Below are 12,155 nucleotides of genomic sequence, written 5' to 3'. Positions count from 1 at the left end.
GTCAGTGTACTGGGCGCGGTCGATGCCATTTCCGCCGTCAAGCAGGTCGGCCCCGGCACCGCCCAGCAGGACGTCGTTGCCGTCGCGCCCGTAGAGCCGGTCGTAGCCTTTATGCCCCCAGAGGACGTTGTTGTCGGCGTCGCCGCGCAGGTTGTCGTTGTGCAGGGAGCCGTACAGGTGCTCGATGGAGACATAGGTGTCCCCCGCCGCAAAACCGGTATTGCGGTCTGCGTATTGCAGGTCTGCCACGACGCCTGCGGTGGCGTCAGTGTACTGGGCGCGGTCGATGCCATTTCCGCCGTCAAGCAGGTCGGCCCCGGCACCGCCCAGCAGGACGTCGTTGCCGGCACCCCCAATGAGGGTGTCTTCGCTGTTGGTGCCCAGAATAGAGTCATTTCCCCGGCCTCCTAAGTAGACAGCCCCCAGCCATTCCGTGGGCGATATCGCCCCGGGACGGTTCAGGGTGATGTCGCCCGGCAGCAGGGTCGTGAGCGCTAGACCCTCCAGCATCAGGATCTCGCCACCGCCGAAATCCAGAAGCAAGTCCTGGCCCGAGATCGCGGTGTTGTAGAACAGCGTATCGACAAAGATCCTGTCCGTACCCGACTGGAAATCCACGATCGTGTCGAACTGGCGCTGGCCACTCAACTGGAACACAAAGGCATCCCTGCCAGTACCGCCAGTCAGCCGGTCGCTGCCGGCTGCGCCGGTCACCACGTCGTTGCCGCTTCCTCCATTCACGTCGTCGTCGCCGGCTCCGCCGTCGAGGTTGTCATTACCCCCGCCGCCGTCGATCACGTCGTTGCCTGAATCGCCCGCCACCGTGTCCACACCTTCGGAGCCGACAACGGTGTCGGCTCCGCCACCGGCCGAAACGGCCAAATTCTCGTTTATCAGAAAGATCAACTCGGACTCCGACGATGTCGCGCCATCGCTGCTGGCGAGGACAAGTTCGTTGGAGGCGATGAGTTCCCCGGCAGATGTCTGGAATTCCAGGTACTCGATGCTAAGCAAGTTTTTCGTCCCGCTGGCTGCGGCCATCGTCCCTGGCAGCCCTGTTGCCACGACAGCCAAGCCGTTTATGGAAAAAGTCCAGTCCGAGGGGCCACCGGTCAGCACGGCCGTGTCGTAACCCGCTCCGCCGACCAGAAGGTCCTGTCCCGTACCGCCATCAAGCACGTCGTTGTTGGTGCCGCCCAAAAGCGTGTCGTTGCCGCCCCCCCCGGACAGGAATACACTGAAATCATTGGGCCGAACGGGGCCGAACAAAGTGATTCTCTGCATGTCGATCAGGTCGTTATCGGCCCCGCCGACCACGATGGCCTGTCCCTCGAACCCGAAAATGTCGTCTCTCGCCGCAGTACCGTACCGGATCGACAGGCTTGTCTGTTCAGTGGCTTCCCCGGTGATTGCGTCGAACTGCACGGTTTCCATGCCTTGCGTCAACCGGGTGCCTTCTGGTCCCCTGATGGCGATCAACTCACCGCCGATTCCGGTCGCAAACCGCACGGTGTGGTCGGCCAGCGCCCCGGGCAGCCTGAGCGTGTCGATCCCCGCGCCGCCGTCGAGAATCGCCGTGAGCGGGGCCGCGTCAGGCTGCTGTGAGACGATCAGGTCGTTGCCGGCCCCGGCGGCGATGGCATCGCCGGCCATGTCAAACAGGATATCCGCGTTCGCCGTACCCGCTACGCCGCCCGCACCAGTTCCATAGAACAGGTTCACCGACAGGTCCGCGAACTGGAGCCTGTCAAAGCCCAGGCTCAGGCTGTCGGTTCCGTCCAGGCCGACGACCCGCAGCGTTTCGGTGCCCGGCATCGTGATGGCATATGCCGAACGGTTGCCGGAGAAGACCGCGACATCGTTGAGCGAGGGGGCGGTCGTCTCGACCTTCATCACGTCGTTGCCCAACCCGCCGACATAGGTTTGGTTCGCGCCACGACCGATCAACTCGTCATTTCCGGCAGCCCCTGAGAGGGTTCCTCCCGCACCATAGTGCCATAGCAGGTCGCTGCCTTCGGCGCCGCTCAGCGTGCTCTCGATCTGTTCGGAAATCCCGAGCGTGAGGATCGAGTCCTTGAAGAAAAGGCGCTCCACCGATCTCAGGATATCGCTCCCGTCCGGCCCCTCGACCTTTACCACGTCGAAGGACACGCCATTGCGAAAGCCAAAGTTCCCGTGATCGATCGTGTAGTCGGCGCGTTTCCCGCGGAAACCCGCCTTGTCAAAGCCGGTGCCGCCATCCAGCAGGTCATCCCCCTCAGCCCCGAAAAGCTCGTCGCCGTCCACCCCGCCGAACAGGTCGTCGTTGCCGGGCCCGCCTTCCAGCCGATCCTCGCCAAGGCCGCCGTTCAGCGTGTCGTCGCCTTCGTTGCCGCGCAGGATGTCGTTGCCGTCGAGGCCGTTCAGGACATCGTCACCGATGTTGCCGATCAGCAGGTCCTTGCCCGGACCGTCAAGGTCGCCGGTCAGCATGCCGGAGGGATCCTGACCCGCCGGGGCCGAGAGCACCTGCTCGTCCCCGTCCGCGAGGCTGTCGAAGTTGTCGGCAAGCTGGAAGAAGATCGAGCCTGCAGACCCCGCGCCGACAAGGCCCAGTGCGATCGTCTCTGCGTCATACTCCGCGATCTGGTAGGCGACTTCACGTCTGTCGCCGAGCGGGTCCGACGCGTGGATGGTCCAGTTTCCGGAAGAACTCACCGAGACGAGTTCGGCAAACCTGCCTTCAAACGGGCTGCCCGGTGCGTCGAAGAGAATCTCCTGCATAGTGTCGAGGTCGAAATTTGTGCGGGGGAACGTCAGCGTTCCGTCAAAGGCCGAGGTAGTAAAAACGTTAATTTCGAGCGGGTTGCCGCTTTCCCCGCTATCCGGATCGAACCAATCGAAGGCACTCGCATTCGGCAAGTTCAGGGTTCCCAGCGTGTAGATCGGCAACTCGTTTGAAAATCCAGTTTGGAACTCGCGGTCCAGGTACATTGTATCCCGATAGTGCTGGACGGAATCGCGCAAGAAGTCCGCGGCATCGCGGAATTGCTCGTTCATCGCGGAGGACCCGATTATGTCGTTTTCCAGCGCGACCGCGACCTGCGCCCGGGCTGCCAGGGCGACACCAACCGCGGCGACTGCGACCGAAATGTCTCCAATGTCAGGCGTGTAGGTCGCGGTTCGGGTGGCGATGGTCGTCGCCTGCGCCAGAACGTCCCGCAGGCCCAGCGAGGCTTCGGCGATGATCAGGCCGGCATCGACCGGCAGCCCGGCGTCGATACTGGACAACAGGTCCAGCGCACTTTCGGACCGGGCCAGCGCACCCATCAGTGCCTGCTGGCGCACCTCGCCAAGCTGCCCGGTGATGAGATCCGTCAATTCTGTCTGCAGGGTAACCAGGCTGTCCTGAATGTCGTTGAATCCATCCTGGACTTGATCCGACAAGTCGGCGATCCCGCGGAGTACCGACGAATCGGCGTTGATAAGATCCTCTAGGTCTGCTCCGAAATCGCCATCAGAGCCGTGTGACGCGAGACTGTCGAGTACCCCGTAAGCCAAGCCTGCAAGGCCCACGACAGTGTTAAATACGTCCAATGGATTTGGCACTGGTGTCCCCCCCAATTCTCAATAAAATTGTCTTCTTTGAATAAGACACGCAAACACTTGCTCAAAGCAAGGGCTTTACTGATGGCTTGGATGGCCCCTCCCAACGGCATCGCAATGTGCGACTGTCATGAGTGTTGAAGCCATTGCAGAAGGACGGAGCATCCATGTCCGAAGTTCCGAGGTCATGTACTGGAGGAAGCTACGCGGCTTTGATTATTTGGCCAAAGTCATCACAGGCGTCACCTTCAAAGACGGAATTGAAACCACTAAACCCGACCAGATCGCTGCATGACCGACAACCCTCAAACACCAGATTTGACAATAACTCGCTGACTGCCGTCATTTGATGTTTTCGCTCGGGATACTTGTCTCCTGACCTCAGGCCTGCTTTCACACGGATCAGGTCGGCCTTGCACTGCATGGCAGGGTATTGCGTAGCAATGTCCCGAGAGTGATGGTTTTGAAGTGAACGTCTCAACGGCCGCATTGAGTCGTAACAATTAGAAGAGGTAAAGGTGTTAAGCTTAATCCAGACAAAAAAACCAGCACGCATGAATTTTTCGACCGTCCCCATTGAGATAATCTGATGCATACCTTCACCAAGAATATGGCTCCCTGGCGGCTTCGTGATGGAAAGCCCACAGAGGAAGGCGCTTTAAAACGTGACGAGATCCTAGAACTCAGAGATCAGTTCGGTCTAGATGTCACGGCTTTACGAAGGCTGTCGAGAAAGCTCGACATGGCCCTATCCAAAGAACTTCATATTACACAAGTCGAGCTTGGCCCAGCAAGGATCGACCGTGGCGTGCGGGAGCTTCAATTGGCGATCAAAGAGCTAAATGCCGTGGAGAAAAAACTGCTGAAGGTCGGCACCATCCTTCAGGGCGTAAAATTCAAAAACATGTATGGTCATACGGGAATGCCCAATCCTGCAACGCAACGTCTCGCAGGCTTCGCGGCCAACCAGCAGAAAATCAGTGATTTTCGAGAATATCTCGCGGTGATGGCGAGAGAAGCACAGGTCTTTTACAAGGGCATGCCTGACAAAAGGCTAACATCAGATCTTAGACGGATCATTGTAACCACCTCCACTTTCAATTTTTGGGATGAGGTTGGACGCAAATTAACCTACACAACCGCCCCGAAAATGTCCGAACGCGGAGGCGAACTGATCGACTTTGTTAATGCTGTTGTCATGCGTATGACAGACCCAGCTTGTCGGCTAAGTGGGGAGGTCATCAAGGCAGATCTCGCTGCTTTCAAAGATTGGCCAGACGAGACTTAAACGAGTGTATCGATCGCGTAAAATAAATCTGATCGGTACACTTCGACCTGCTTTCTCCGGGCTGCGATGGTCGCACTATGACACGCGTTCCCACACATCCCCTTTTCCAAGATTCTGTTGGTGCGCAGATTGACAGCGCCATTCTACGGCTGGTCGATTTGTTTGGTCGCCAGACAGCACGGGAATTTATGGTGGACGCTCCAATGACCATGGAGATGCCCGATGCCCCACCAGCCCATGAAGACGACTCAGAAGCCCTGCCGCCTGCTGACTGTGAAAGAGGTGGCGGCGCTGGATAGCTGCTCCGAGAAGACGGTGCGCCGTGCGATCACGGCTGGACTCCTCGTAGCCCTGCGCGTGGGGCCCGGCGCGCGCCTCCTGCGCATCGATCCTGCCGCGCATGCGGCCTATCGCCAAGCACATATGTGGTGATCATCTATGGGTATCAATGTCCATTAATGTCAGTGTCTTATGCGTCTCTCGGGAATAGGCCGTCTCCGTAAATTTTTGATTTTACATGCTAGTGTAGTCCCTAATCGGACGCGGTGTCCGCTCCTGTCCACCCGAGACCACTTATGTCCCAAAGGAAACAACCCGATGGCCTACCAAACCAAGATAGACCTCGATATTGCCTTCATTCCGTTGGGCACGCCGATGTTTGCTGATCTGATCATCCGTCTAGATCAGGATCAGAGTCTGAACCCCACGCGTCGCCGCGATCTGATTTCAGGATTGAACCGCGTCGCCAAAGCGCTTGGCTGCGCGCCGCAGGATGTGCCCTGCCATACCCGCTGGCTGCAACCACGCCTTTCCAAAATTGCTCCTGCCGCGTTCGGGCTCTCACCAAAGACCTGGCAGAATGCCGTGAGCAATGCGCGTGCCGCGATGGTCCACGTTGGCATTGTAGAGCGCCGTGCAAGGCGGATCACAGACTTGTCCCCGGGGCTTGGCAGAAACTTTGGCTTAGCGTCTTGGCCTCGCCACACAGCAAGACCCTGCAACCTCCCTTGTGCCGCTTCATCCATTTCATGAGCAACCAGGGCATTGCGCCGGGAAAGGTGCGCATCACGCATGCGCAGGCCTATAAGGATGCACTGATCAGCAACGAGATCAGCAAATCACCAGAGGTGGCCTACCGCGCCGCTGTCAACGGCTGGAACCTCGCAGTGCGCAGCTTGCGCGGCTGGCCGAGAACAAAGCTGCCACTGGAGCAGCGCCAGAAGATCATCAAGCTGACAGAGTCTGATTTTCCTACGGAATTTCTGGTAGACCTTGATCGCCTGATCTTTTGTTTGACCAATCCCGATCCGCTGGCCGAGGATGGTCGGGCAAAGGCGCTGCGCCCCGCAACACTGCAGCAATACCGCCGTCAGATTATCCGCTTTGCCTCTGAACTCGTGCACGCCGGTGTGCCAGTCAAAAAGATCGACAGTGTCGCAGTATTATTGACGCCGGAGATGGCAGAACGCGGCCTACGCCAAATGCTGACCCGCACCGAGAACAAGGTAACAAAAATGATCAGCGAAGTTGCGGCCCTGTTGCGCAACCTTGCACGGATTACTGGGCAGTGCGACGCAACGCAAAAGCAGCTGACCAAAATCGCAGCGCGCGTTGCCGCGCAACCGCAGCGCGGCATGACCGCAAAAAATCGCACCCGACTGCGCGTGTTGCAAAATGACAAGGCTATGCTGCGTTTGCTTGGGTTGCCGGAACGACTGTACAAAAACCCGCCCGCAGGCAAGGCAAACGCCTATACTAAGGCACTGGCGCGCGAAGATGCGGTCGCAATCGCAATTCTTCTGGCTTGCCCGATCCGCATCAAGAATCTGGCTGGTATCCATCTTGAACAGCATATCCAGCGCCCCGGTGATGGCCGTGCCTATCTGGTGTTGATCGAAGACGATCTGAAGAGTGAACGCCCTATCGAGTTCGAGCTGCCCAAAGATGTACTGCGCATGATTGATCGCCACCTCGCGTCGCGCTGCCCGCATATGTGTCCGGCGGGCACGCCGTGGCTGTTCCCACGGCGTGACGGAACAAGCCCGATGGTGCCCAGTCAGCTTTCAGCGCGGATAAAACAACGTGTGTTCAAAGCCACAGGCCTTGCGGTCAATTCTCACCTCTTCCGCCACATTGCCGTGATGAACTGGCTAGATGCCTATCCTGGCGCTTATGAGGTAGCGCGCCGCCTGCTTGGTCATTCGGATGTCAGCCATACGATCAATCTGTATTCCGGCCTCGAAGTAAAGTCCGCGACCCGTACCTTTGCTGATCTGATGGAAGCAAAGAAAGGACGGCGCAAATGAGCCTCGTTCTCCCCCGCGCCGCTTGGCCCGTCGCAGACCGCAATATGTGGGACGCGCTGCACAAGAAAGCAGCCCCGTTTGACGATCCCGGCGCGCTGGCGCATCTGCGTCAGACTTCATCCAAAACGCTTGAGGCCCGCTATGCCCGCTGGATGAAGTGGCTTGAGACAACCGACCCCAATGCACTTTTGTCACCCCCAGCACAGCGCGCTACCCTTGCTCGGCTTCAGCGCTGGCTGGACGCGCTTGCACATACAGCGCCAATGACGCGCCTGATGTTTGTAGACGGCGTCCTGCGCACTTTGCGCGCCGCTGATCCAGATCAAGATTGGACGATGCCACAGCGATTGCTCGCTGGATTAAAGCGTGCTGCTGGTCGCGGCGATCCAGCTCGGAAACAGGGGCAGATACTGTCGAGTGAAGTGCTGCTCAAAGCCGGGCTGACCCATGCCACCGCAAATGCCGATGCTGCCCCATCTCAGCTCAAGCGGATGATCTGCCAGCGGGATGGCGTAATGATCGCCCTGCTGGCTTTGCTGCCGATCCGACGACGATCCTTTTGCGAACTGGAGCTCGGGCAGTCTATCCATGTCACGGACGGCGAGATCCTGATTTCTTTATCAGAGGACATGACCAAGACTAGCGTGTCGTGGGAGGCCGCAGTGCCACCGCAGATCGCAACGCTAGTTCGCTTCTACATCGCAGAAGTTCGCCCAACCTTGCTGGCGCGCGGACGCAAAGCCCACAATATACTCTGGGTCGGCAAGCGCGGAGAGATCATGACGCAAGACTACATCGGCTTGCGTATTGGGAACGTTACCCTCAAGCTAACCGGCAAACGGATCCCGCCACATTTTTCCGCGATGCCGCCGCGACAACATTGGCACGGCTGTCGCCAGAAAGTGCGCGACTGATCCGCCCGGTTCTGGCACATTCGGGGTTCAGGACCGCCGAACGCCATTACATCCATGCCCAGACCATCGATGCCGGACGTGACTACGCAGCAGTCGTGCAGCGGCTCAAGAAAGGACGATGATGACCCGAGTTGCCATATACGCGCGGTTTTCCTCAGCGATGCAAAGCGAGGCATCTATCGAAGACCAATTCCGCATTTGCCGCGAACGCGTTGCACGCGACGGTTGGACGGTGACAGAGGAGTTCTCGGACATGGCGTTCTCCGGTGCCAGCATGCAACGACCCGGCGTGCAGCGCTTGATGGAGGCTGCCAGCCGTGGCGCTTTCGATGTGATTGTGGCCGAGGCCCTTGACCGGCTCAGTCGCGACCAAGCGGATGTTGCGACCTTGTTCAAACGGCTGAGCTTTCATGGGGTGAAGATTGTCACCCTGTCAGAGGGCGAGATCAACGAGTTGCACGTCGGCCTCAAAGGCACGATGAACCAGCTCTTTCTCAAAGACCTCGCCGCCAAGACTCATCGTGGCCTGCGTGGGCGTGTCGAAGCAGGACGCTCGGGCGGCGGCAACAGCTACGGCTATGATGTAGTGCGGCGTCTTGGACCAGATGGCATGCCCGTGACAGGCGAGCGCAAGATCAACGAACCTGAGGCCGTCCTGATCCGTAGGATATTCGCAGAGTTCAGCGATGGTCTGTCACCCAAAGCCATCGCAAGAAAGCTCAACGGCGAAGGCATACCCGGCCCCAGCGGCAAGCCGTGGCGCGACACCGCCATTCGTGGCCACCGTATCAGGGGCACCGGCCTGCTGAACAATGAACTCTACATCGGGCGTCTGATTTGGAACCGTCTGCGCTACATTAAAGATCCGGAAACAGGACGCAGAGTTTCAAGGCTCAATCCGCAGGGGCAATGGATCATCACGGATGTGCCTAACATGCGGATCGTCGATGACGCGCTTTGGGCACGCGTCAAGCAGCGTCAAGGTGAGATCGATGCAACACCGCGCGTGCAGGCGATTAGAGCGACTCGGTTCTGGGAGAAGACGCGTGCCAAGCATTTATTGACCGGCCTGCTGCGCTGCGGCTGCTGCGGCGGGGGCTTTGCCTCTGTTGGCAAGGACTATCTGGCCTGTGCTGCAGCGCGCAAGCAAGGCACCTGCACCCAAAACCGCTCGTTTAAGCGTGGTGAGTTGGAGGGAATCGTTCTGACCCTGTTGCGCAAACGGTTGATGCGCCCTGATGCCGTCGCGGCCTTTATCACATCCGTCAGTCGGGAGATGAACGCCGGACGCACAGAAGAAAGTGCGGAGCGCGCACGCCTTGAGGCTGAGCTGGGCAAACTAATCCGCCGCGTGGATGGCCTCTATGAAGCTATCGCCGACGGGCTGCGTACAACCGGATTGAAAGCAAAGCTTGAAGAGCTCGAAGCGCAGCGCGAAACTCTTGACGCCAAACTTGCTGAACCCAAGCCGTCTCCGGTGCGGTTACATCCGCAACTGAGTGAAATCTATCGTCGCAAAGTAGAGGAATTATCAGAGACGCTGACCGATCCAGAGATCCGCCCAATGGCGCTGGATACCATACGTGGCCTTATCAAATCTGTGACTGTCCACGAAACTGAAAGAGGCACCCAGATCGAACTCGATGGTGCCATCACAGCGCTTGTAGAATTGGCGACTGTTCGGTCGAAGTGGTTGCGGGAGTAGGATTTGAACCTACGACCTTCAGGTTATGAGAGACCCCCGGCCCACTTACACGTAATACCCCACCTTGCGCTAATCTACCCTATCTTGTTGTTTTAAATATTTAATATTTGAAGACGACTACGCTCACCTTTTACGCCTTGCTCTGTGGTTTGCGTTCAATTGCTTCCACAGTGCTTCCACGAAACCCGTGGCGATAGGGAGAAAAGACCATGAGAAAACTGACAAAACGGACCGTCGACGCGTTGAGCCCAGAGGCCAAAGACTACTTTGTCTGGGATGCCCAAATCGTTGGCTTCGGCGTCTGCGTCATGCCCTCCGGCGCGAAGACCTATCAAGCCCAATACCGCAAGGGTGGCCGGACCCGCCGCGTGTCCCTCGGGCGGCGTGGCAAGATCACTGCCGACGAAGCGCGCAAACTGGCAAAGGAAGTCATGGGCCTAGTTGCGAAGGGTGAGAACCCAGCCGAAGTAATCTCGCAGCATCGCAAAGCCCCGACCATCGCAGCACTTTGTGAGCGGTTCTTTGAAAGCCATGTTAAAGAACGGTGTAAACCGTCCACGCAAGGAGAGTATCGCCGGGCGATTGATAAGTTCATTAACCCTGCAATGGGCAGTTTCAAACTTGTCGACGTAGAGCGTAAAGACGTGGCGGAGCTACATCACAAATTCCGGCACAAACCCTACCAGGAAAACCGGACCCTTGGCGTCTTGTCAAAGATGTTCAACTTATCGGAAATCTGGGGATTGCGGCCTGACGGATCGAACTCGTGCCGCCATGTTCCGAAGTATCGCGAAGTGAAATGCGAGCGCTATTTTTCGAACGCGGAGCTTCGAAGACTTGGTCAGGTTTTGTGTGATGTTGAAAAAGAAGGCAGGGAAACGCGGTATATTATCGCGGCGTTTCGATTGCTGATCCTGACCGGGTACCGACTTGGCGAAATCCAAACCCTGAAATGGGAATACATAACGGACGACGGCATGGAATTACCCGACACAAAAACAGGGGCGCGGCGTATCCCTTTGCCGGTGCTGTCAGACGAATTCGAACTAGTCTCTGTAAGGACAATAAAGCTGCCCCTTATGCCGCGCCAAGACCTCGCCACTCGGCGAGAGCAGCGGCGCGGTTGAGCTTGAAATTGTCACGTGAGTAGAGATGTCGTTCCTGTTTGAAATGGTTATGGACGGACGCGTGGACGGCGACGAATTTCTGCAAACTTCGCATCCGCCTGAAGCGAAGCATGGCCCGTTCCCGCCTTCGAAATGGCCGGTGTGAATTCTCAGCCCTGTTATTCAGCCAGCGGCCGGTTTCTTGCTGATCAGCCTTGCCGATCTCCTTCATTGCCGCGCCGTAGGAACACAACTTGTCGGTGACGAAGATATGTGGTCGACCATGACGTTTCATGGTTTTCCTGAGAAATTTCAATGCTGCCTTTCGATCACGGCGCTTTGTGACAAAGCTTTCCAGGACTTCCCCCTCGTGATCCACAGCCCGCCAAAGATAGTGCGTCTCGCCATTAATCTTCACAAAAACCTCATCCAGATGCCACTGCCAGTTTGAGTACGCTCGCATCCGACTGACCCAATTTTTACGGATCTCAGCTGCAATCATCGGGCCAAATCTATTCCACCAAAATCGAACTGTTTCGTGGCTGATGTCGATACCACGCTCATGCAAAAGATCTTCGACATTCCGCAGCGAAAGCGGAAACCGCACATACATCATCACGGCCAGACGGATGATCTCGGGGCTCGTCTTGAAGTAGCGGAAGGGGCTGCTTTTTGGCATTCCTACCAATCCGGAGTTTGATTGGAAGTCTTCTTAGGTCGGTTTACGGTCTGCTTGACCAACAATTCCCCTATGGCTTTTGGCAAAGACGCAAGAAACGTATCATCGAGCGGAAACTGCGGCAGTTTTTGCTGCACCAACTCCACAATGGCACCGGCTTGGAGCCGGTCCCACATTGCTTTGCCAGCATCGCGATCAGGTAGTGCCGCTACCCAGAGCTTATGAGCAGCGAAGTGTCGCGGATCAGGGCAACTGAGCGGCGCAGGGAAGCCCCTTGCGTCGATTACTATTCTGTCTCTACCTCTGGCGCACTCACAAGCCACTGTAGCCCGCCCAGGGGCACCGCCATGACGTCGTCCGGCTTGAGTGGCTATGCACCCTGGCATCTTTCGACTGAACGGTCTGGGTAGCGGCCTGATAAACTCCACCATGTAGCCGCTGTCATTTGTTAGCCTGTAACTATTGGGGCCATGCCGGAACGTCTTGTCTACCTACTCTTTAGTGAGGCGGGTAATGCCCAATGTGAAGTGGTCCGGCAAAATTGGACAGCGTGCTAAGATGTATCCAACCCG

At 57.5% G+C, this 12,155-nt stretch carries 10 protein-coding genes and 1 pseudogene; 8 read left to right on the top strand and 3 right to left on the bottom strand.

Translation table 11 applies throughout. The annotated features are described in order from the left end of the window. The coding region (locus V7730_RS18135; protein ID WP_335749000.1) for a calcium-binding protein at nt 1-3,426 on the bottom strand (3,426 nt) is incomplete at its 3' end. Between the two features lie 289 nt (nt 3,427-3,715). On the opposite strand from V7730_RS18135, the gene V7730_RS18130 reads away from it, so the two are divergent. The 8 genes from V7730_RS18130 to V7730_RS18095 all read left to right on the top strand — a co-directional run bounded on the left by V7730_RS18130 (nt 3,716) and on the right by V7730_RS18095 (nt 10,925). Then, nucleotides 3,716-3,880, top strand: a complete 165-nt coding sequence (locus tag V7730_RS18130; protein ID WP_335749007.1) for a hypothetical protein — start codon at nt 3,716-3,718, stop codon at nt 3,878-3,880. A 294-nt stretch (nt 3,881-4,174) separates the two neighbouring features. Further along, nucleotides 4,175-4,873: a hypothetical protein gene (locus V7730_RS18125; RefSeq protein ID WP_335748999.1), complete on the top strand. Its 699-nt coding sequence runs from the start codon at nt 4,175-4,177 to the stop codon at nt 4,871-4,873. A 237-nt stretch (nt 4,874-5,110) separates the two neighbouring features. Further along, the gene (locus V7730_RS18120; RefSeq protein ID WP_335748998.1) at nt 5,111-5,305 is read left to right on the top strand and encodes a helix-turn-helix domain-containing protein; all 195 of its coding nucleotides are present in this window, start codon (nt 5,111-5,113) and stop codon (nt 5,303-5,305) included. A 165-nt stretch (nt 5,306-5,470) separates the two neighbouring features. Further along, nucleotides 5,471-5,905: a hypothetical protein gene (locus V7730_RS18115; RefSeq protein WP_335748997.1), complete on the top strand. Its 435-nt coding sequence runs from the start codon at nt 5,471-5,473 to the stop codon at nt 5,903-5,905. Further along, complete coding sequence (locus tag V7730_RS18110) at nt 5,902-7,179, top strand: tyrosine-type recombinase/integrase (protein ID WP_335748996.1); 1,278 nt, start codon at nt 5,902-5,904, stop codon at nt 7,177-7,179. Before V7730_RS18115 ends, V7730_RS18110 begins: the two co-directional genes overlap by 4 nt. After that, nucleotides 7,176-8,093: a hypothetical protein gene (locus V7730_RS18105; RefSeq protein WP_335748995.1), complete on the top strand. Its 918-nt coding sequence runs from the start codon at nt 7,176-7,178 to the stop codon at nt 8,091-8,093. The genes V7730_RS18110 and V7730_RS18105 overlap by 4 nt, the downstream gene beginning before the upstream one ends. Nucleotides 8,094-8,211: 118 nt before the next feature. Then, nucleotides 8,212-9,798: a recombinase family protein gene (locus tag V7730_RS18100; protein ID WP_335748994.1), complete on the top strand. Its 1,587-nt coding sequence runs from the start codon at nt 8,212-8,214 to the stop codon at nt 9,796-9,798. A 209-nt stretch (nt 9,799-10,007) separates the two neighbouring features. Further along, entirely contained in the window at nt 10,008-10,925 is a 918-nt protein-coding gene (locus tag V7730_RS18095; protein WP_335748993.1) for a tyrosine-type recombinase/integrase, read from the top strand. Here V7730_RS18095 and V7730_RS18090 read toward each other — a convergent pair. Both V7730_RS18090 and V7730_RS22750 read right to left on the bottom strand, forming a co-directional pair. Next, a complete protein-coding gene (locus tag V7730_RS18090) occupies nt 10,876-11,583 on the bottom strand; it encodes an IS6 family transposase (protein ID WP_335748992.1) in 708 nt (235 codons plus the stop codon). The two genes, V7730_RS18095 and V7730_RS18090, sit on opposite strands and share 50 nt — an antisense overlap. Nucleotides 11,584-11,585: 2 nt before the next feature. Then, nucleotides 11,586-12,050 (bottom strand): annotated as a pseudogene (locus V7730_RS22750) (GSU2403 family nucleotidyltransferase fold protein); the annotation flags it as partial. Nucleotides 12,051-12,155 lie beyond the last annotated feature (105 nt).

It is taken from the genome of Sulfitobacter sp. (assembly GCF_036961165.1).
Classification (GTDB): Bacteria; Pseudomonadota; Alphaproteobacteria; order Rhodobacterales; family Rhodobacteraceae; genus Sulfitobacter.
Note: the sequence above shows the minus strand (reverse complement) of the source record. Positions and strands in the feature narration are given on the sequence as shown.